The 22,512-nt window shown below is 56.0% G+C and carries 14 protein-coding genes; 9 read left to right on the top strand and 5 right to left on the bottom strand.

What is annotated here, in order from left to right; genetic code table 11:
• Positions 1 to 23 precede the first annotated feature (23 nt).
• Positions 24 to 2,873, top strand: a complete 2,850-nt coding sequence (locus C7820_RS14080; protein ID WP_116231401.1) for a beta-galactosidase — start codon at positions 24 to 26, stop codon at positions 2,871 to 2,873.
• 69 nt (positions 2,874 to 2,942) lie between these two features.
• On the opposite strand, the gene C7820_RS14075 is transcribed toward C7820_RS14080, so the two are convergent.
• The 3 genes from C7820_RS14075 to C7820_RS14065 form a co-directional block, all read right to left on the bottom strand.
• Complete coding sequence (locus C7820_RS14075; RefSeq protein WP_089546393.1) at positions 2,943 to 4,298, bottom strand: sodium-dependent transporter; 1,356 nt, start codon at positions 4,296 to 4,298, stop codon at positions 2,943 to 2,945.
• Between the two features lie 86 nt (positions 4,299 to 4,384).
• The gene (locus C7820_RS14070) at positions 4,385 to 4,921 is read right to left on the bottom strand and encodes a chromate transporter (protein WP_084203786.1); all 537 of its coding nucleotides are present in this window, start codon (positions 4,919 to 4,921) and stop codon (positions 4,385 to 4,387) included.
• 10 nt (positions 4,922 to 4,931) lie between these two features.
• Entirely contained in the window at positions 4,932 to 5,558 is a 627-nt protein-coding gene (locus tag C7820_RS14065) for a chromate transporter (RefSeq protein WP_116231400.1), read from the bottom strand.
• An 849-nt stretch (positions 5,559 to 6,407) separates the two neighbouring features.
• On the opposite strand from C7820_RS14065, the gene C7820_RS14055 reads away from it, so the two are divergent.
• From C7820_RS14055 to C7820_RS14045, 3 genes are all read left to right on the top strand, one after another.
• Positions 6,408 to 10,757, top strand: coding sequence for a X2-like carbohydrate binding domain-containing protein (locus C7820_RS14055; protein ID WP_116231398.1), 4,350 nt, complete (start codon positions 6,408 to 6,410; stop codon positions 10,755 to 10,757).
• 168 nt (positions 10,758 to 10,925) lie between these two features.
• Entirely contained in the window at positions 10,926 to 11,510 is a 585-nt protein-coding gene (locus tag C7820_RS14050) for a TetR/AcrR family transcriptional regulator (protein WP_116231397.1), read from the top strand.
• Positions 11,511 to 11,731: 221 nt separating this feature from the next.
• Positions 11,732 to 12,937 carry an MFS transporter gene (locus tag C7820_RS14045; protein WP_116231396.1) on the top strand — a complete coding sequence of 402 codons (1,206 nt, stop codon included), beginning with the start codon at positions 11,732 to 11,734 and terminating at the stop codon, positions 12,935 to 12,937.
• Positions 12,938 to 13,133: 196 nt separating this feature from the next.
• On the opposite strand, the gene C7820_RS14040 is transcribed toward C7820_RS14045, so the two are convergent.
• Both C7820_RS14040 and C7820_RS14035 read right to left on the bottom strand, forming a co-directional pair.
• Positions 13,134 to 14,096: a C45 family autoproteolytic acyltransferase/hydrolase gene (locus C7820_RS14040; RefSeq protein ID WP_116231395.1), complete on the bottom strand. Its 963-nt coding sequence runs from the start codon at positions 14,094 to 14,096 to the stop codon at positions 13,134 to 13,136.
• 284 nt (positions 14,097 to 14,380) lie between these two features.
• Positions 14,381 to 15,421, bottom strand: coding sequence for a LacI family DNA-binding transcriptional regulator (locus tag C7820_RS14035; protein ID WP_116231394.1), 1,041 nt, complete (start codon positions 15,419 to 15,421; stop codon positions 14,381 to 14,383).
• Positions 15,422 to 15,941: 520 nt separating this feature from the next.
• Here C7820_RS14035 and C7820_RS14030 point away from each other — a divergent pair.
• The 5 genes from C7820_RS14030 (at position 15,942) to C7820_RS14010 (ending at position 22,029) form a co-directional block, all read left to right on the top strand.
• Positions 15,942 to 16,865, top strand: a complete 924-nt coding sequence (locus C7820_RS14030) for an ABC transporter permease (RefSeq protein WP_116231782.1) — start codon at positions 15,942 to 15,944, stop codon at positions 16,863 to 16,865.
• A 17-nt stretch (positions 16,866 to 16,882) separates the two neighbouring features.
• Positions 16,883 to 17,764: a carbohydrate ABC transporter permease gene (locus tag C7820_RS14025; RefSeq protein WP_116231393.1), complete on the top strand. Its 882-nt coding sequence runs from the start codon at positions 16,883 to 16,885 to the stop codon at positions 17,762 to 17,764.
• Between the two features lie 56 nt (positions 17,765 to 17,820).
• A complete protein-coding gene (locus C7820_RS14020; protein ID WP_116231392.1) occupies positions 17,821 to 19,419 on the top strand; it encodes an ABC transporter substrate-binding protein in 1,599 nt (532 codons plus the stop codon).
• 154 nt (positions 19,420 to 19,573) lie between these two features.
• On the top strand, positions 19,574 to 21,037 hold the full coding sequence (locus C7820_RS14015) for a glycoside hydrolase family 32 protein (protein ID WP_116231391.1): 1,464 nt from the start codon (positions 19,574 to 19,576) through the stop codon (positions 21,035 to 21,037).
• 101 nt (positions 21,038 to 21,138) lie between these two features.
• The gene (locus C7820_RS14010; RefSeq protein ID WP_116231390.1) at positions 21,139 to 22,029 is read left to right on the top strand and encodes an ROK family protein; all 891 of its coding nucleotides are present in this window, start codon (positions 21,139 to 21,141) and stop codon (positions 22,027 to 22,029) included.
• Positions 22,030 to 22,512 lie beyond the last annotated feature (483 nt).

Genomic DNA, 22,512 nt, shown 5'->3' with positions numbered 1-22,512 from the left:
AAGCTAGAAGAAAGAAGGGGTTTATGGTGGCAGAACAATCGACCGCATGGTTGACCGATCCGCGGCGCAAAGCGGCTGCGCCGGAGCTGGTGTATGACCGGCGCAGCTTTATGCTGAACGGGGAGAGGATATTTGTAAACAGCGCGTCCGTGCATTATTTCCGCATGCCCCGCAGCGAATGGCGGGAGGTGCTGATGAAGGCGAAGCTCGCCGGCATGAACTGTATCGATACGTATTTCGCCTGGAATGTGCATGAGCCGCAGGAAGGGGTATGGGATTTTGCGGGCGACCGCGACTGCGGGGCATTTTTGGACCTGTGCGCCGAGCTTGGACTGTGGGTCATTGCACGGCCGGGTCCTTTTATTTGCGCCGAATGGGACTTCGGCGGATATCCGTGGTGGCTCGGCACGAAGGAAGGGATAAGGTTCCGCCAGGTTAACGAAACCTATTTGCACTACACCGACCTGTACTTCGACCGCATCGTACCGGTCATCCGGGACCGTCAGATCAGCCGCAGCGGAACGGTAATTCTGGTGCAGGTGGAGAATGAATACGGCTACTTGGCGGACGATGAGCAGGGCAGGGCACACATGCAGTATTTGCGAAATGGCCTGCTCAAACGGGGCATAGACGTGCCGCTGATCACCTGCGTGGGCGGGACGGAAGGCACGGTCGAGGGAGCCAATTTCTGGTCGGGAGCGGACCGGCATTATGCGGAACTGCGGGCAAAGCAGCCCGATACACCGAAGCTGGTGACGGAGTTCTGGACAGGCTGGTTCGAGCATTGGGGCGGGCCGTCGGCCACGCAGAAAACCGCTCCGCTGCTCGAAAAGCGGATAATGGAAATTGTCCGCGCCGGCTTTACGGGAATCAGCCATTACATGTTTTTCGGCGGAACCAACTTCGGCGGATATGGCGGAAGAACGGTAGGTGCCAGCGATATTTATATGGTTACTTCGTACGACTATGATGCCCCGCTGAATGAGTACGGCAGAATCACGGAGAAGTATGCCTCGGTCAAAAAGCTATCTTACTTTTTGCACGCCTTCCGCGCATTTCTGCTGCAGGCCGAAGCATTGACGGAGCAGGAGGTTACGTTTCCGCGGCATCCCGGCGGGTATTTGGTCCGGGGACGGGGTTCCAGCAAGGGGAACATGTGGTTTGTGGAAAGCCATCAGGAAGAGCGGGAAACGGTACATATGACGCTGGAAGGAGGCGTCACTGTCCCGGTTTCTGTCCATCCTGGAGAAATCGCCCCAGTGCTGGACCGGATCCCGATTGGCGAGGCGATTCATCTCACGTCGGGTTCCCTCATCATAGGAAACGAAATCGTAGGGAAGGAGCTGACCTTGTTCGTTGCGGCGGACCGGGGGCAGCGCTCCTGTGTCGTGATTGAGGCGGCCGAACCCGTCGCCATCACGGATAACGGTGCTAACGCCCTGAGCGAAAGCACTGCCGACGGCAGAGGGCTGCGGCTCGATATGTGCCATTTCGAAGAGCCTGGCATCATCCGCATCTCGGCGGGGGAACAAAGCATCCGCTTTGTTGTGCTGACCGGCGATGTTCTCGACCGGACGTGGCGGATCGAGGGGCGTTCCGGCGAAGGTGTTCGTTATGCCGTCGGCCTTGACGATATCGATGTTGGCAAGGACGGCCGGGTTCAAGGCACCGCAGCCGATCCGGAAAGCAGCGTGCTGCTGCTGGGGCATTGGGCCGGTGGCGAGCGCTGTGTCACCGCCGGTGAGCTCCAGATGCGGGAGCCGTCCGGGTCCGGTCTGCCCCAGCTCCCTGCTGCTGTATGGGAGAGTTCGCCGATTGAGCTGCAGACGGTGGTGGCAGAGGAGGGCGCTGTCCTTACGGGGGATCCGCTGGATTTTGGACGGTTTGGGCAGGACTACGGCTACCTGTTGTATGCCTGCGATTTTGACAGTGAACAGGCGGGCGAAGACTGCCTGATCCTGCCGGACATTCAGGACACGGCGCGGGTGTACAACAACGGGGAGGAGCAGGCGCTCGTTCGCCAGGTCGGGGCTGCGGCCGTCCCGTTGAAGACGGTCCAAGGGTCCAACCGGCTGCAGATTCTGGTGCAGCACATGGGACGGTTAAACTTCTCGCCTTATCTTGGCGAAACCAAAGGGCTCACCGGCCCGGTGTATCGGGGCGGCCGCGTATTGGACCTTCGCCGGGATTGGCGCGGCAAAGACGGGGCAGCTGTCCACCTGGACGAAGTGAGCCATCCGTCCGGCGCCCCCCTGTTGCGGAAGGAATTCGAGCCCGGCGCCATGGATCGGGCCATCATCGCCGGCGCGGTCAGCCAAGGGCTGCGCATCAATGGTACTCCGGTTGAGCTGGAAGGTTACCATGACTGGTTCGCGTTTTGTACCGTCGACATCTCCAGGTATTTAAAGCCGGGGGAAGTCAATGTGATCGAGATGCCTTATGTGTCTTCTCCACTAAACCGTTTGGAACTGATCATGTTCCGGAATGCGGAACGCTTGGAGGACTGGTCCATGGCCGGCGCCGGCTTGCTTGGACCGGGTGCCTGGAAGGCGGTCGATGCAGCCGCGGAAACGGGGACGGCAGGAGGGCCGGTTTGGTACCGGTGGCGATTCCGCCGGCCATTGTGGCCAAGCGGATACAGCATTCGCTTGAAGCTGCGGTTAACGGGCATGAGCAAGGGGCTTATTGTACTAAACGGGCATGATCTGGGACGCTTCTGGCAGATCGGTCCCCAGGAGGATTACAAAGTTCCAACGGATTGGCTGCGGGAAGAAAACGAGCTGCTTCTGTTCGATGAGGAAGGCAGGCACCCCGGGCAGGTCAGGCTGATGTATGACGGGCCGTCCCGGCAGCCGTGGTTCGCGTTGGAATAACATAAAAAAGCAATCTCCACAGCGCTGTTGTGAACAGCCCCGGAGATTGCTTTTGTTATAGTTTCGTCGTTATTTCAGCTTCAGAATGCCCGTTGTGTCGAGCAGTACGAGCAGCACCAGAATCGGCGCCACATAGCGGAGCATGAACAGCCATACCCGGAACCATCCCGATTTGAGGCCGGCCGCTTCGGCAGCACCTTTCCAGAAGTACCCGGCGAAAATGGTGGTGATCAGCCCGCCGACCGGCAGCAAGATGTTGGACGTAATGAAGTCGAGCCAGTCAAAGAAATTTTTGCTGCCCATTTCCGACAGACCCGGCACGATGCCGAAGGACAGCGCGGACGGAAGACCGATCAGCAGCACGAGCACGCTGATGATGACCACCGATTTCGTACGGCCCCATTTCCAGCGGTCCATCAGGTACGTTACCGGCACTTCCAGCAGCGATACCGCCGACGTCAAAGCGGCGATTGCCAGCAGGACGAAGAACAGACCCCCGAAGAACGCACCAAACGGCATGGCCGAGAACGCGGCCGGCAGGGCGATGAACACCAGACTTGGCCCGGAGTCGGGCTCGATACCGAACGAAGCGGTCGTCGGGAAAATGATCAGCCCGGCAACGAACGCATAGATCAGGTCACCAACGCCGATGGCGATTGTGGCGGACCCCAGAGACTGGCGCTTGTCCACATAAGCACCATACGTAAGCAGGATGCCCATTCCCAACGAAAGGGAGAAAAAGGCATGTCCCAAAGCGACTAGTGCCGATTCCGGGGTCAGCTTGGAGAAGTCTGGATTCAAGAAAAACGATACGCCTTCACCCGCGCCAGGCAGGGATACGGCACGGATCATCAGGACGATGAGCAGGATGATCAATCCCGGGATCAGCACTTTGTTAAACTTTTCGATGCCGCCGGAAATCCCTTTGACTACGACAAAGCCGGTAATCAGGATGGCGACAGCTTGCCATACGATCGGCATATAGCCGCCGATAAACGAATTGAACTGTCCTTTGAAATCCGGATTGCTGTACAGGTGTCCGCTGAAAGACTGCACGGCGTAATGCAGCGTCCAACCCGCGACGATGACGTAGAAGGTCAGAATCAGAAAAGGCGCGATAACCTGCAGCAGGCCGAGACGGCCGAACACTTTGCTGCCGCCCGCTTTCACAAACGAAGTGGCCGCACTGCCTCTGCCCGCGCGTCCGATGGCAAGCTCAGCGAGCAAAACAGGTAAACCAATGACGATCAAGCACACAATAAAGAGCAGAAAGAAGGCTGCGCCGCCGTTTTGTCCGGTGATGTACGGAAATTTCCACATATTCCCGAGACCCACAGAGCTCCCGATGGCGGCCAGGATAAAGCCTGCGGATGAAAACTGGTCTTTTTTTCCTGATGCCGCTGGGTTTTTAGGTGGTGTAGTCATAGAAGTTCCCCCAGTTTATTTTTGAAAGTTCATTCTATTATAATTTAACGTCCCCGTAAAGGCATAGGAAATTTAATTTCACCCAATTAAAACAGCACGATTCCCGCAACGCCCGAACACACGATGACGGTCACCGGATGCAGTTTGTATCTGGTGATTGCTACAAACGCCAGCACGCCGATCAGCAGCGTGGCGAAGGTCGTCCAGTGATAGATGGCTTCCGACGGATTGGGGAAACCGAAGTGGATGGCCGCATAGACGATAAGTCCGGTAATGATCGGCCGGAGGCCGTAAAAGGAGGATTTGACCCAGGGGTTAGCATTCATTCGATAAAAGAAAGCCGCAATCAGGATCACAATGAGCAGGGAAGGCAGAACGATGCCGGCGGTTGCGGTAACGGCTCCAGCCAGGCCCGCTGTCTGGTAACCGATCAGCGTCGCGCTGTTGGTGGCGATCGGGCCGGGCGACATGCCCGCGATCGATACGGTCCGCTGAAATTCCCCGGTGCTCAGCCACCCGTGCTGCTGCACTTCGTACTGGATCATCGGGATAACCGCATAACCCCCGCCAAAGGAGAGAAACCCGATTTTTAAAAATGAGACAAATAACTGCCAGAACAGCATGGGACCCCTCCTAGATGTAATATTCGATGACCGGCTCGTTCTCCTGGCGTGCCCTTTCGGTGTGAACCGGAAGCCCCAGCCGCTTCTTCAGCCGGATGACGGTGATGCCGAGCACCAGCCCGACCGCAATCAGAACCATGGGGTTCAGTCCGGTCAGCAGAAGCAGGGCCAGGGAGCCGGCGGCGGTGATGACGGTCGTCCGGTCAAACAGCGCATTTTTGCCCATTTTGAACGCGGCCACTGCGATCAGTCCGATGACAGCGCCGTGAATGCCTTTGAAGGCGGCCTGGACTTTGGGCTCTTCGCGGAACATCGAGTAGAACACGCTCAGCAGAAAAACGATGATGAACGTAGGGAGCGTTATGCCCAGCGTGGCTGCCAGAGCGCCGGGGATTTTGCCCAGCCGGTACCCCAGAAAGGCCGAAGCGTTTACCCCGACGCCGCCGGGCGCCGAACCTGCGAGCGACATTAAATCGCTCATTTCCTGGCGGTCCATCCATTTGCGTTTATCGACGAATTCCTTCTCGATCATCGGCATCATGGCGTATCCGCCGCCAAACGTCGCCGGACCGATTTTGAAAAAAATCCAAAATAATTGAAGCAGCAGGTACGCTTTCGATGTCTTGTCGGTATGCACAACACGTCACCTCGAGTTAAATTCTGTCTGTATTATAACATCTTTTATCCAAAATGAAATTAACTTATTTGAAAATAGGCTGGAAGATATCGAAAGGGAAGGGAAGTAGGTGGTAACCGGGGATTGGGATCTCGGCTGCGGGATGTTTGCTAGGCCAGTGTAATGGCGAGGGGTTTAGTAGGTTTTTTGCATTTCGTATAGAAGAACATCCAATCGGAGTTAGTATCCAAAAAAAGGATTTAAACCAAGCGGACTGCTCGACTTTATTTCATAATAGAATTAACTTGAGAGCGGATAACAAGCCGGCCGCCGATTTTGACGAGTCTTACTGGGATCGGTTGATCTCAGTAGATTTGACGGGCACAGCCTTGTGCATGAAGGATAATCTTCACATGAAGGATAATCTTCAGCAGATGCTCAAACACGGGAACGACGATTCACGTCGACGCTGGAAATATTATCCGATAATCGTTCCTGAATAAATCAGTCGCTGGACAATTTAAAGATGCTGGTGCCATGGGAACTGGGGGGACTCCCCTTTGGTTCGAGGCAGCCGGTACCCCATGAAGAATTGGGAAATGGCTGCTTTTTTTGAATACCCATAAATGAAAAAATCCCTTGCTGGCCGGACAAAACACCCGTTTTTTGGGAAAAGTGTACGCCGGAACACCCAGATGTACCTGTTCAGAAAATGAGGAAGTCCCTATCATCAGCAGTATAGAAAGCGCTGTCATTTAGCGTTCGGTGACCGGTCGACTGTGGCCAGCATCCGTCAAGCGGCCCGAAATAAGGTCATCCGTAAAACGCGAAGGCGCCTCTAAGTTTTTCATGCTGGGAGGAGATGATGGAATGATGATGAAGCGGTTGGGAAGGAAGATGGGGCTTATCCTGCTGGTGATGCTGGTACTGGTGCAGACCGGATGGGCTGGACAAAAGCTGAACGTAGCCGAAGCGGCCAACAAGGAGCTTGCCCAAAAGCCGTATATGGGCTGGAGCAGCTACAGTATGCAGGTGTATGATTCTGCGGGCAACTGGACGTCGGCGGAGAGCATCAAGAAGCAGTCCGACGCGATGCGTGACAAGCTGCAGTCCCACGGATACAACTACATCAATATTGATGCGGGCTGGAATGGAGACATGGACGAGTACGGCAGGCCGATTCCGAGCACGAAACTGTATCCGAACGGATTTCAGGAAGTTATCGATTACGTGCACCATAACGGGCAGAAAATCGGTATTTATCTGATTCCCGGCCTGTCGATTGATGCCTATAAGAAAGATCTCGAAGTTTATGGGACAGGCGGTGCCTGCCGGGTCCGCGACATTGCGGCACAGCCGCTCAAGATTGTCGATGCCTGGAACTCGTACACGTACAAAATCGACTTCAGCAACCCGTGTGCGCAAAAGTATGTGGACTCCATTGCCGACATGCTCGGGGATTGGGGGATCGATTTCGTCAAATTCGACAGCGTCACGCCAGGATCAGGCAACAACAACCTGAACCTCGACTCCCGCGGGGACGTGAAGGCCTGGTCCGAGGCGCTGGCGCGCCACGACATTTGGTTCGAGATCTCGTGGGCGCTGGACCACAACTATGTGGACTTTTGGAAAAAGTATGCCAACGGCTGGCGCATTCAATGGGATGTGGAAGCCTATGACAGCAATGTCGGGCTGACGCAGTGGGCCAATATCGCACGCCTGTTCCCGGATGCGGCGGTGTGGTGGAGGGACGCCGGGCCGGCCACCGGCTGGAACGACTTTGACTCCCTGAACGTCGGCAACGGCTCGATGGACGGCTTGACCAAAGACGAGCGCCAGACGGCCATGACCTTCTGGGCGATATCGGCGGCGCCGCTCTATATCGGCAACGATATGACCCGGCTGGACGACTACGGACTCAAGCTGCTGACCAACGACGAGGTGATCGCCGTCAATCAGGCGGGACGCCCGGCCCACCCGGTGTCGATGGACACCCAGCAGCAAGTGTGGTACGCGAACAATGGGGACGGCACTTACAGCGTCGCCTTGTTCAATCTGGGCAGCCGCAGTGCCGAAGTCAAGGTTAACTGGAAGGACATCGGTCTGACCGGCTCGGCCAAGGTAAGGGACTTGTGGAGCCATTCGGAGCTGGGAACTTTTGATGACGGGTACGCAGCAGTATTGGAGCCGCATGCTTCCCGAATGTTCAAAGTAACGGCTGTCCAAGGAACGTCGGCGGTCAATGACGACGATACGGGCATCCGATATACCGGGGACTGGCAGCGGAACGGTGGCTATGAGCAGACGCCTGCCGTGCAAAATCTGGCTGTGACGATTAAAGACTCCGCATCCGTACAGGGTGTAGGGCCCGAGCAAGACACAGGCAGCGTTCAGCCGGTGGAAGCGGGTGACGGTCAGCCGGAATACGCAGGCGGTGTTCAGTTGGATGCAGCGAGTGATGTTCAACCGGATGGCGCCGGCCAATCCGCCGCCGAGCAGCCTGATGCAGCCGCGGGCAGCCAGACTTCTGACTCCGGCGAGGCGATTTCCGGCTCCTCGGACAAGAGCGAAGCAGAGGTCCCTGCTTCCGCAGAAGCGACGGTCACTCATTCGGTGTATATCAACGATGATGATCCAGGGATTACATACAGCGGCAGCTGGTCGTCACAGGGAGACCGGTCGGTCGGGGACTTTAAAGGGGATGTTCATTTTACCGAAACGGACGGTGACTTCTTCGAGTATGCCTTTACCGGCAGCGGCATTGACCTGATTACGGAGAAGGATCCGGAGCAAGGGGATGTGGACGTCTACTTGGATGGAGCGGCTGATCGGGAAACGGTCAGCACGTATACGGAAGGCAGCAAGCAGGCACAGCAGGTTGTGTACACCGTATCGGGGCTTACGGAAGGTCCGCATACGATCAAGGCGGTCAAAAGAACGGGCACATACATGCTGCTGGACGCGCTGAAGGTGACGACAAGCCATCTGATCGACCCGGTGTCCGCCAGCTATGACAGGGAGGCGGCTAATCCGTCCGACCTTACCGTGAATCTGACGCTGGGGAGCGGTTCGCTTGCGGCCATTCAGAACGGCGCCGATGTGCTGAAGAACGGCAGTGATTATACGGTAGGCGGCGGCACGGTAACCATCAGCAAAGCTTATCTTGCCAAGCAGCCGGAGGGTCCGGCAGCACTGAGCTTTATGTTTGAAGGCGGGGACAGCGAGGTGCTGAGCGTGGACATCCGCGGCAAAGCGGCGCAGAACAGCTCGATCAACCCGAAGGAGGCCAGCTTCGACAAAAGCGACGGCCAGCAGCAGGACTTGTCCGTGAAGCTGGGGCTTAACGGCAACACCTTGACCGCCGTTGAATACAACGGGCAGCCTTTAACGGAGAATGAGTATGCCGTTGACCAGGACACGGTGACGATCAAAAAGGAATTTTTGGCGGGGCTGCCGGGTGACGACATCACGCTCAAATTTATGTTCAGCGCTGGTGATCCCCAGACGCTGACCGTCCATATGACCGGTGCGGAGACGGTGCGCTATACGACTCTGAACGATGACGATCCGGGTATCGTCTATCATGGAGCCTGGAACCGCAGCACCGGAAGGAATTTCGGTGACTACAAGGACGATGTGCACTATACGGAAGCCAACGGCGATTCTTTTGAGCATACGTTCCGGGGAACGGGCATCCAGTTCTTTACCGAGATCGACCCGTCGCAGGGAGACATGGATATTTACCTGGACGGCGAGTTTCAGAAAACCGTCAGCTCATACAGCGAGCAGCGCCAGCCGCAGCAGAAGCTGTACAGCGTAAGTGGGCTGAAGGATGGGTTTCATACGCTGAAAGTTGTGAAGAAATCCGGCCGCTTCATGCTGGTGGATATGCTCAAGGTCGAAATCCCCGACTTGATCAGCCCGGTATCGGCCGTGTTTGACAAGTCCGCCGCGAACCAGAAGGATGTGGCGGTCACCTTGCTGCAGCAGCCGCAATTGTTCAGCGGCATAGCGAACGGGAAGAACCGGCTCGTCGAAGGAACCGATTATACAGTGGATGGCAGCCGGGTGATTCTAAGCAAAGCTTATTTGGCCGCCCAGCCGGTTGGAACGCTGCAGCTGGCGTTCGCGTTCGATGGAGATTTTCAGAACGACGTCCATTATACGGCAGCAAACGGTGATGAACTCGCCTATACGTTCAAAGGGACGGGAGTGGAGCTGCTGGGTCCCGGTGGACCGGCTCTGGGAGACATCGACGTGTACGTGGATGGCGTGCTGAAGAAGACCGTCAGCGCCCACAGCGATCAGCGCCTGGTATTACAGCCTTTATACCGTATTTCCGGTTTGGCTGACGGAACACATACGTTGAGGGCGGTGAAAAGATCGGGCGATCTGATGCTCGTAGATCAGCTGAAATTCACCGTGCCTGCGGCGGGCACCGGCCCGGTAGATCCCGGCACGCCGAACCCGCCAACAGGGCCGTCCGGTCCAACAGCACCTGGCCCGGGATCAAGCTCGGGGGGATCATCGTCAGGAGCGGCAGCGCCTCCGTCCAAACCTGAATCCGGTGCTCAGGACGATACTCCGAATGAGCGGCATACCGCATATATTCAAGGATATCCGGACGGCACATTCCGGCCGGATCAGCCGGTTACGCGCGCCGAGATGGCGGCCATTCTGTCCAAAGCGGCCCCGCAGGCAGCAGGCGACACGGCCGGCACGGCAGCAAGCGCGTTTCGCGACGTGAAGGACGGCTTCTGGGCCGGGAAGGCTATCGCTGCCGTAACGGGTGCAGGCCTGATGAAGGGCTATGAAGACGGCACCTTCAAGCCGGATCAGGCCATCACGCGCGCCGAAATGGCCACGCTGGCCAGCCGGTTGAAGCCAGGTCCTTCCGCGGCGGGCAGCGGCTTCCGCGATACCGCGGGCCACTGGGCGGAGAGCGCTATTGCGAAGGTGCAGGGAGCCGGCATTCTGAACGGCTACCCGGACGGCACCTTCCGCCCGTCCAAGGCGCTGACGCGCGCGGAGGCGGTAACGGCACTGAACCGCGCGCTCGGCCGCGGGCCGCTCTATGGAACGGCCGCGCTGCCTTGGAGCGATGTGCCTGCTGAATATTGGGCGTATAAGGATATCGCTGAAGCCTCGCTGGATCATCCGGTGAAGGCAAGAAAAGCAGGCGGGGAAGATTGGGCAGAGGAGACGGTTAAGCAGCCGTAAAAATACATCATCCAGGGGTCTGTATCCCAGATCCCTTGGTAAATGATCTGTTGAATGCAGCAGGCCGCCGAAACACCGGCGGTCTGCATGTTGTGAGGACGCTGCTAAAAAATACTGGACTACTCGTTCCAGTTCATATATACTTGTGCTCAAAGGGAGGTGGCGCCGATGGGACGCACCAAAGAATTTGACCGGGATCAAGTGCTCCGCAAAGCTATGATGGTGTTCTGGGAGAAAGGTTACGAAGCGACAAGCATACCGGATTTGCTGGAAGCGATGGGTCTTAGCCGTTCCAGTTTGTATGAAACGTTCCAGGATAAGCAGTCCCTGTATTATGAGGCGATCCAGCACTACAAAAAGATGTCGCAAAGAAAGCGGGATGTGTTAATCGCTGCTCCTACCACCATTGAGGGCATCCGGCAGTATTTCGAGATCCATATCACGAGCGCTTTTGTCGCGCAGGACGAAGTCCTTCCCAATGGGTGCATGATTACGAACGCAGCTCTTAGTATCGACGCCATGGACGAACCGCTGCAGAACATGGTCAAGAAGAGCTTTGATGAACTGGAACAGTTGTTTTACGAAAAATTAAAGAGAGGACAGGAGACCGGAGAAATTTCTCCCGACAAAGACATTCGTCTCCTATCGTTCATGCTGCTCAATCTCAACCACAGCGTTAACGTGATGGCGAAAATTCAGCAGGACAGCGCCAAGGCGCGGGAGATGATGGAAATGGTGCTGGGCATGCTGTAACGGTGCCTTCGCTTCCTGATCTCGCAACAATAACTTCCGCTAGCGGTCTGACTTCTGCGAAGAAACGTCGGCAGGCATTTTTTTAGCTATATTGGAACGAATGTTCCGAAAAATGAATTTCTGAGAAAAATATTTTTTGTTAAAAAACATGGGGCGGACTGTTCCTAAACTGGAACGATTGTTCCGAAAAAGGGATGCCTTACAAACAAAGGAGAAATGTTATGAGTACCATCGCAAAAGAAAAGCCTCACGCCGCTGCCGTTTCATCCTGGATCAACCTGATCCTCGCCGTCGCTTGCGGCATCATCGCTGCCAACCTGTATTATGCCCAGCCTCTCGTTGGATCGATCAGCTCAGCCTTGGGATTATCCTCCGGGGCGGCGGGATTGATCGTCACCTTAACTCAAATCGGTTACGGAATCGGCCTGTTATTGATCGTGCCCTTAGGAGATTTGCTCGAAAACCGCAAGCTTGTGGTCACCCTGCTGATCTTTAACGTGGTCGTGCTTCTCCTCGCTGCTGAAGTCCGGAACGCGGCTTTGTTTCTTGCGGCATCGCTGTTTATCGGCGTAGGGTCCGTTGCCGCCCAGATCCTGGTTCCGTACGCAGCTCATCTGTCTCCTGAGGAAACGCGGGGGCGCAATGTGGGGAATGTCATGAGCGGCCTGCTCCTTGGCATCATGCTCGCCCGTCCGGCTGCCAGCTTGGTGGAAGACTTCCTGGGATGGCACGCCATCTTTATTCTGTCCGCCGTTCTGATTCTCGTGCTTGTGCTGGTGCTGGCCAAGGCGCTTCCGGCAAGACGTCCGCAAACATCCATCAGCTACCCGGAGATCCTGTCGTCGATGCTGAAGCTGCTGAAAACGACGCCGGTTTTGCGGCGCAGAGCTCTTTACCATGCGTTTCTGTTTGCTTCCTTCAGCCTGTTTTGGACAACGGTTCCTATGCTGCTGGTCAGCCCGGCATTTCATTTTTCCCAGACAGGGGTCGCCCTGTTCGCTTTGGTAGGGGTAGCCGGAGCGGCGGCTGCGCCGGTTGCCGGCCGCCTTGCCGATAAAGGATGGATCCGTCCCGGTACAGGGATCGCCCTTGGGCTTGCGGCCGTTTCCATGCTCCTGCCTATTGTGATCCATGGCGGTTCCCTGCTATCGATCATCAGCCTGGTCGTGGCCGCCATTGTACTGGATATGGCCGTTTCCGCCAATCTGGTGCTCGGACAGCGCTCCATTTTCGCACTGGGTGCAGAGCTTCGCAGCCGGCTGAACGGCTTGTTCATGGCTATCTTTTTCGCCGGCGGGGCTATTGGTTCCGCAGTAGGTGGATGGGCGTATGCCCAAGGCGGATGGGAAGCAGCCATATGGCTTGGCGTGCTTTTTCCGGTGTTGGCTCTGCTCTACTTCTTAACGGAGAAAAAAGAAGCGAGATAACAAGTTTGGTATCATCCGGAAGATCGCTGCTGGATTTCTCAAAAAAAAGCAACCGTACAAGGGGACTGACCCCGTTTATAAGACAGGGGTCAAAACACTTTGCACGTTTAAGCAGCCAGTCGTCGATAATGAATCGGCGACTGGCTATTTAGTTTCGCTTTTATACGTCCCTGAGAGGAATTCCCTATCCTACCGCCTATTTCTCGGACAACTGAATGTTAATCTCAGCTTCTGGTGACACTGGCGTGGCGAGAAGCTGCTGTCCTTCAGGCCAGTGATAATGAACCGTTTCTGTTACAGGATCGATTTCGACGGTATAAAGTGTGCCGAAATGATTCGAAAACTTGCGATGATACAACGGCTCTGTATGAAAATCCTGAGGCGATACGGCACCGCCCATTCTGAGAAGATGGTCGAACCGCTCCACGGTCCGGTGTTCGTCGTGCGTGGAATCCTGAACTCGTCGCTGATGATTTGTGCAGCAAATGAGACCGTCGGCTTCGCTCACGCCTTCCGGCGAGGTGTAGACGACGCTGAAACGGCCTTCTCGATCCAAAAGCGAGATGTTTTGAACAAGCCGGTGGGGGATCGAGTACAGCCGTTCCACTGCCTCAGGAACCGTTGCCGAAGTGGTCAAGAGATAGCGGACAATGAGCGGAATGCTGAACCCGTTGCCTACCGAGAAGTCCCCGCCAAACGTAATAGCTGCTGCGAGGCCGTGATGGTTCAGGCCATCGAGATAGCCCCAGCCGCCTTCGGCGGAACCCATGATCCACCCTCCATCAGGCAATGGCTCGTAACGGAATACGCCGCTGAACCCGTCCAAGCTGAAGTCGTAATTTCGGATCAAGGTTGGGTGGCCTAATCGGTGGGATATTGAGTTGCTGCAGCCGGAGAAGAAGGGAGGGAGGTTATACATAGCAAGCAGCTGAGCTTCGCCGGGACGGTCTGGTGAAACGGACAGCAAGGCCTCGTATTCGGGGAGCAGTTCGGGCATGAAATCGCTGAGAGCAAGCCGCACTTTCTCGGGATCTATGGGGTTTTGGGGACGAAACGCCTCCATATTCCAGTGCTGGGCGATATGGGATGCCCATACCGCAGGATGCGATGCAAGGGCCGGCAGCCGCTTAAACCAAAACGGCTTCGTTTCATTTACCATCTCTGAGTCTCCTTTTCATGAATCAAGTTTGAAGAAACCTTCACCTGCTACGTTAACGCAATCGAGTCCGTTCCGCCTGTTCATTTGTGCGGTCTTTGGATAGCCCAGCTGCCGATAGGATCAAATGAATGGCTTTCATCAGAAAAAAGCCCGGCTGCTGTACTGCGAAGCGCCGGACTGCGGATATTCGTATGATGTAACCGGATTGGTTTTTCGATTGAGGCATTTAAGGAAACAGCCTGCTTTCATAACTCGTTCTTGTACCATGCTGCCTGGAGCCTGGATTATCGGGCGGCTTGCGTCGACTCCCGGAACAGCGGCTTGGTCTGGATATGCGTGACCTGGTAAGGCTGCTCCGGCTCCTTGATGCGGGAGAGCAGCATATTGGCGGCGGTGATGCCCATCTCGTCACTATAGATGTGCACGGTCGTCAAACGAGGCTCGACAATGCGCGACTCGGGCGCGTCGTCGAATCCGGCCACGACGATGTCCTCCGGAATGGCGATCTGGCGGTTCTTCAAAGCCTTCATCACGTTGACCGCGATAAAGTCATTCGCGCATACAAAGCCCGAGGGCGTGCCTTGCATCTTGTCCAAGCGCTGCTCCATCCAGTCGGACTCCGAGAAAAATTCGCGGTCCGGTTCCAGAACGCACTGCCTGCGGTCCAGCGGAATTCCCGCTTCTACAAGGGCCCGATTAAAGCCGGCCCAGCGCTCGTTGAAGCTTTTGCAGTGATTGTAGTCGCCGATAAAACCGAGCGAGCCGCAGCCGTCCTCAATAAGCCGTTTGGTCATGAAATAGGTGCTGTGTTCGTTTTCCATCAGAAGCAGGTCGGCTTCAAGGTCGGGATAAGACATGTCCGCCGCGCAGTCGATGAATATGGTCGGGAGCCCCAGGCTCGTGATGAGCTTGCTGTATGCCATGTCGAACAGTTCAATGCAGATGATGCCGTCCACCTTGGACGCTTCAAAATTGTTTGGAAGCTGGAGGGAGCTTCGCTCGATGTCTCTTACGATATGGATGGATAAATTGTACCCTTCGCCGCTGATGCGTTTCTCCAGTCCGCTGATCAGCTTGGCCCCGAAATGCGACATGCTGGGCATGTTTTGCGTCAGCAGGGCGATATTGCCCGGGTTTTTCGGCATCAGGCTTTCGGTTTCCATGTAAGCAAACTGCTTGTACTTCAGCTCGATCGCTTTCTTAATGACCCGGTTACGCGTCTCGTCCGGTATGCTGTCACTGCCGTTCAGCGCTTTGGACGCCGTGTTCCGGGAAATACCCAGCGCATCGGCGATATCCTGAATGGTGACTTTCTCTTTCCCCATGTATTCGATGTTCACCTCTAACGATTATTTGTACGGAAGCAAGTTCCTCTCATAAACCTGCATGTATTCGATCTCAGGTATCCTATGACCAATGTATACCAGATTGCTTCAAATAGCAACGTCAACTTTACAAATGCACAAATATATAATACTTTCACTGTGCAAAATGATACGTAACCGCCGTGGGTGACTTTACATAAGCAATCTTTATACTCAAATCACCATCGGAACCGACAGACCACGCTTGGGAAAGAAACCGCTGGTCCCTGAATTGACGGAAAAAGTGACATTTCAACAAAACAATGGACCTCTATGAACAAATTATATTGGTCAATTGCACAAATAAATATTTACAAAAGTTATTGACGAAGATTACATCGTCTGCTAAATTGTAAAAGCAGCGATACGGTGCAGGTGCGAATGTAAGCCCTTACGGTATGCTGCATGTAAACTTTTTGTGCAAAGAACGGAGGTCACGGTTTTGGAAAATACGGTAGAAGTGGATCCAAGGGCGGCGGCAATGAGGAGGAAGAGCTCTGCGGGGCGGGTGCTGCAGACGGTCAGAAAGCATTATTTTCTTTACGTGCTGTTGGCTCCGGCGCTTATTCTGACCCTGATTTTCAAATATGTCCCGATGTACGGGGCGATTATCGCCTTTAAGGACTTCAGCCCGATCAAGGGCATCATGGGCAGCGAATGGGTCGGCCTGAAGCATTTTGAGAAGTTTCTCTCCTCGCCCAATTTCGACGTCATATTTATGAATACGCTTAAACTCAGCTTCTTCGGCCTGATTTTCAGCTTTCCCGTGCCGATCCTGCTGGCGCTCATGCTCAATCAGGTCCGGAGGGCGGGCGTAAAGAAGAACGTTCAGCTGTTTCTGTACGCGCCGAACTTCATTTCGGCGGTTGTCATCGTGGGCATGCTGTTCATCTTTTTGTCCCCGACGGGACCGGTCAACCATCTGCTGACATGGATCACGGGAGAGCCGCTGATGTTTATGTCCGAGCCGAAATATTTCCGCTGGATCTACATCCTCTCCGACATCTGGCAGGGCGCCGGCTGGGCATCGATCATTTACGTGGCTGCTCTGGCGAACGTCGACCCGGAGCTGCACAATGCGGCAAGCCTGGACGGGGCGAACCTGCTCCAGCGCATCCGCCACATCGACCTGCCGACGATCCGGCCGATCATGGCTATCGTGTTCATTTTGGCGGCGGGAGGCATCATGTCGATCGGGTTTGAAAAAGCGTACCTGATGCAGACCTCGATGAACCTCCCGGCTTCCGAGATCATCGCCACCTACGTGTACAAGGTCGGTTTGCAGTCCGGCGACTATGCGTATTCCGCGGCGGTCGGTCTGTTCAACTCGGTGATCAACGTCGTGCTGCTGCTCACGGTCAACTTTATCGTCAAAAAGCTTAATGAGGGCGAAGGACTTTATTAGGAAGGAGCTTATCAACTATGGCTGTTAAACATTCGCCGTTCGACCGGTTTCTGCTGATTCTGAACGGCCTGTTCCTGACGGTGGCGGTGCTGCTGATCGTCGTGCCGCTCGTTTACGTCGTGGTGGCGTCATTTATGGATCCGACCGTGCTGCTGAATCAGGGCCTGTCGTTTCGCATCTCGGATTGGAGCCTGGAGGGCTACCGGAAAATATGGTCCAACCCGGCTATGCTGCGGGGCTTCGGCAATTCCGTATTTTACTCCGCTGCATTTGCCCTCGTTACCGTAACTGTATCGGTATGCGCAGGCTATGCCTTGTCTGATTCGCGGCTGGCGGGCCGGAAGATTTTCATGACGCTGTTTGTGATCACGATGTTTTTCGGCGGGGGCCTGATTCCTACATATCTGCTGGTCAAGCAGCTTGGCATGCTGGATACAGTATGGGCCATCATCATTCCGGGGGCGGTCAATGTCTGGAACATCATCCTGTCCCGAACCTTTTTCAAAGGCGTGCCGAATGAGCTGAGGGAAGCGGCCAACGTCGACGGCGCGACGGAGGCGGGCATTTTTTTCCGGATCGTGCTGCCGCTCTCCAAACCGATTATTTTTGTGCTGGCTCTCTATGCCTTTGTCGGGCAGTGGAATTCCTATTTCGACGCGATGATTTATCTCGAGGATGCGAAGCTTCATCCGCTGCAGCTCGTGCTGCGCTCGATCCTGATCCAGAACCAGGCGGCGCCGGGCATGATCAGCGACCAGCTGGCGATGAACGAGCTCAAGCGCCTCTCGGAAATGATCAAATACTCGGCGATCGTCATTTCCAGTCTGCCGCTGCTCGTCATGTATCCGTTTTTCCAAAAGTATTTCGAAAAAGGTGTGATGGTCGGTTCCCTGAAATAGGGACGGCCTGAACATACATGGCACTGATCCATTCTAATCCTTTGGAGGTCATAACGATGAACAAAAAGAGAAATCGCAAGGCTGCTGCCGTGACGGCATCCGTTTCAGCGCTCGCGGCGCTGCTGCTCCTGTCCGGCTGCGGAGGAAGCGGCGGAGACGCCAAGGAGTCGCCTGACGGGAAAGTCACCCTCAATTTTCTGACGCAGAGCTCGCCGCTGGCACCCGCGGACCCGAATGACAAGCTCATCAATAAGCGGCTGGAGGAGAAGACCGGCATTCATATCAATTGGAAAAATTACACGAACGACGTTTTTGCGGAGAAAAGAAACCTGGCCGTGGCGAGCGGCGATCTGCCGGATGCGATTTTTGACGCCGGGTATGGTGATTATGACCTGCTGAAGCTGGCCAAGGACGGGGTCATCATTCCCCTCGACGATCTGATCGAGCAGCATATGCCGAACTTCAAAAAGGTGCTGGAGCAGGCGCCGGAATATAAAAAGATGATTACCGCGCCTGACGGCCACATCTATTCTTTCCCTTGGATCGAGGAGCTGGGCTCCGGCAAGGAACGGATTCAGTCCGTTGACGACCTGCCGTGGATCAATGTGGAGTGGCTGAAAAAGCTGGGGCTGTCTATGCCGAAGACCACCGAGGAGCTGAAGAAGGTGCTGATCGCCTTCAAAACGCAGGACCCGAACGGCAACGGCAAGGCGGACGAAATTCCGCTCACCTTTATCAACAAGCCGGGCGGGGAAGACCTGGCCTTCCTGTTCGGTTCTTTCGGGCTCGGGGAGAACTGGGACCACACCGTCGTGACCGATGACGGCAAGGTTGTCTTCACTGCGGCGGAAGAAGGTTATAAGGAAGCGATCAAATACATTCACGAGCTGTACCAGGAGGGGCTGATCGATATCGAGTCCTTCCAGCAGGACTGGAACACCTATTTGGCGAAAGGCAAGGATAACCGGTACGGACTGTATTTTACATGGGATAAGGCCAACATCACCGGCATGAACGATACGTATGACGTGATGCCTCCGCTGGCAGGACCAAGCGGCGAAGTCAACGTGACCCGCACGAACGGCATCGGGCTGGACCGCGGTCGGATGGTCATCACAAGCAGCAACAAACATTTGGAGGAGACGGCCAAATGGGTCGATCAGCTTTACGATCCGCTGCAGTCCGTCCAGGATAACTGGGGGACGTACGGGGATCAGACGCAGCAGAACATCTTCGAATTCGACGAAGCCAAGGGCATGCTGAAGCATCTGCCGCTGGAAGGCACAGCCCCTGTGGAGCTCCGGCAAAAGACGAGCATCGCCGGTCCGCTGGCCATCCTCGACGAGTACTACGGAAAATACACGACGATGCCGGACGACGCGGCATGGCGTCTTAAACTGCTGAAGGACGTGATGGTGCCGCACATGAAGGCGAAAAATACGTATCCGAACGTCTTCTTCTCCATCGATGAGCTGGACCGGCTGTCCACCATCCAGACCGACATGTTCGCCTACCTCGAGCGGAAGCGCACCGAGTGGTACCAGAACGGCAAAGTCGATCAGGAGTGGGATGCCTACCTCAAAGAGCTGAACCGGCTGGGGCTGCAGGATTGGCTGAAGATCAAGCAGGCGGGGTATGACCGCAGCGCGCAATAAAGGTTGAATAAAAAATCAAAAACCACATATCCGCACTTGCTTGGCGCATAAACGTTAGCAGTGCAGAATCCGGATGCGGCCGCCAGAAGCCTTTGGGCAAAGATGTGGCCGGGTCCGCTGCAAATAAAACATGTAATTCAAAGGAGCACAGCTGATGTCCACATTCATATCGCACAACTACCGGGGGGCGTATCACTTTTCCCCGAAAGAACACTGGATGAACGACCCCAACGGAATGGTTTATTTCCAGGGGGAATACCACCTGTTTTACCAGCATCATCCCTTCGGGAACACCTGGGGACCGATGCATTGGGGACACGCGGTCAGCCGGGACCTGGTCGTCTGGGAAGAACTCCCGATCGCCTTGGCGCCGGACGAGTTTGGCACGATTTTCTCCGGCAGCGCCGTGGTCGACTGGAACAACACGACCGGCTTTTTCGGCGGGGAGCCGGGGCTTGTCGCCATTTTTACGCAGCATGCCGAAGGGCCGGAGGGCGGAGCGCCGGTGCAGCGCCAGAGCCTGGCATACAGCACGGATGCGGGACGGACCTGGACGAAGTATGCCGGCAACCCGGTGCTGTCGCATGATACCTTCGTGGACTTCCGCGATCCGAAAGTATTCTGGCATGAGGCTTCCTCGCAGTGGGTGATGATTGTTGCCTGCGGCCAGACCGTCTGCTTGTACCGTTCGCCGAATCTGATCGACTGGACGCTGTCCAGCGAATTCGGAGAAGGGATCGGCAGCCATGACGGTGTGTGGGAGTGTCCCGACCTGTTTCCGCTGCCGGTGGACGGGGACCCGGGCCAGACGAAGTGGGTGATGCTCGTCAGCATCGGCGATCATCCGGAGTTGGCGGAAGGGTCACGCACGCAATATTTTACCGGTGACTTCGACGGGGAACGCTTTACGCCGGATGCCGTATCGCAGACCCGCGTGAGATGGATCGATTACGGCCGGGACAACTACGCTGGCGTCAGCTGGTCGGACGTGCCGGCCGGGGACGGCAGGCGCCTGTTCGTCGGCTGGATGAGCAACTGGAAATATGCCAATCAGACGCCGACCGGCGTGTGGCGGGGCGCGATGACCGTGCCGCGGGAGCTCAAGCTGGAGCTGCGCCAAGGTTCGGCCGAGCTGATTCAGCAGCCCGCCCGGGAATTGGAGGGATACCGCAAGGAACTTCTGTCCTTGAAGCGGGTAACGGCTGCTCAGGCCTCCGGGCAGCTGGCCGATTTACAGCTGGAGAGCGGAGAGATTCGGATCCGCCTAGGATCCGGCCAATCGCTGGAGCTGAAGGTGCGGGTAGGCCGCGGTCAGGAGACGGTGATCGGTTACAGCGGTAAGGCAGGCGAAGTTTATATTGACCGGACCCTGGCGGGCGCGGCGGATTTTCATCCGCTGTTTGCCGGCAGGCATGCGGCAGCTCTCGATGCGGCGGACGGAACGGTGGAACTGCGAATCCTGATCGACCGGTCTTCGGTGGAAGTGTTCGCGGGCGGCGGCCGTGCGGTTCTTACCGACCTGATCTATCCGGATCAGGCATCCACCGGATTGTCCCTCAAGGCAGACGATGAGGAGGCGCTCATCGAATCGCTTGACATTTACGATCTTTCTATTTAAATAACAACCTTTTAAATAAGTACTTTTAAATACGAACCTTGATCCAATGGAGAACCCTAATCGATCGACCGATAAAAATTTGAAAAGAGAGGCACATCATCATGCGCATCGGAGCCATTGAAGCGGGCGGAACGAAATTCGTCTGCGGCATCGGAAACGAACACGGGCAAATCAGCGAGAGCATCAGCTTTCCGACGGGACGGCCTGAGGAAACGATGCCCCGGGTCATCGCTTATTTCAAGGATCGCCGGCCTGAAGCGCTCGGAATCGGATCGTTTGGCCCGATCGACCTTCACCCCGGCAGCCCCGGGTATGGAAGCATAACGACCACCCCTAAGCCGGGATGGGCGCATTATCCCTTGCTCGCGGAGCTGAAGCGGCACTTCGACGTCCCCTATGGCTGGGACACGGATGTGAATGCCGCCGCCTGCGGCGAGGCGCTGTGGGGAGCGGCCCGCGGGCTGGGCAGCTGCGCGTACTTCACGATCGGCACCGGCGTCGGTGTCGGCGTGTACGCCGGCGGCCGGCCCGTTCACGGGCTCGTCCATCCGGAAGGCGGGCATATTCCGGTCCGCCGTCATCCGGAGGACGGCTTCCCGGGCACGTGCCCGTATCACGGGGACTGCCTGGAGGGGATGGCCGCCGGGCCGGCGCTTGAAGCGCGGTGGGGAGTGAAGGGGCCGCTGCTGGCCGCGGATCACGCGGCCTGGACCTTCGAGGCGTATTATGTCGCCCAGGCGGTCACGGCGGCGGTCCTGATGCTCTCGCCGGAGAAGGTCATCCTGGGCGGGGGCGTCATGCAGCAGCCGCAGCTCTTCCCGCTGATCCGCCAAGAGGTTCAGCGGAGCCTGAACGGCTACGTGGACGCCTTGGAGCTCACGGACGATATCGATGGTTACATCGTCCCGCCCGGACTCGGCGGCCAAGCCGGATTATACGGCGCACTTGCGCTTGGGCTTCAGGCGCTGGAGGCATCCGGTCAGAAGGTGTAGGAGCCTGCAGCAAAACTTTGGTTCAATCCCGCCTTCGCTTGGGGGCAGCCAGCCGCAGTACAGACCGGCTGCCCGAAAGCGGGCGATGGTACAAACGGTATACATATCGTGCTGAGCCGAATTAGGCTGGGAGGAACAACTGAGATGATGCTGGACAGGTTTTGGAGAGACAGGGGCAAGAATAAGCCAAGAACAAGCCAAGAACAAGCCAAGAACAAGCCAAGAACAAGCCAAGAACAAGCCAAGGACTAACCTTGAATATACTCGGCATATCCTGTTCGGTTTCTCTCTAAGCCAAGTCCAGCCCAGCTCAGTTCAGACATCGTTCATGTCCGATTTGAGTGCACTGCACTGTTTGTTTATAAGGAAAACGCCAGTTTAACGCCGCATATTGTAAGCGGTTACAAGACATTGTTTTCATGCATCAGGCTTGTCTTCATTCACCGCTTTGTTTTCATGCACAGGTTTGTTTTTATGCACAGA

The organism is Paenibacillus sp. VMFN-D1, from assembly GCF_003386155.1.
In the GTDB taxonomy this organism is placed as follows: domain Bacteria; phylum Bacillota; class Bacilli; order Paenibacillales; family Paenibacillaceae; genus Paenibacillus_AQ; species Paenibacillus_AQ favisporus.
The sequence above is the reverse complement of the archived record's forward strand: the minus strand, read 5'-3'. Positions and strand labels throughout refer to the sequence as shown.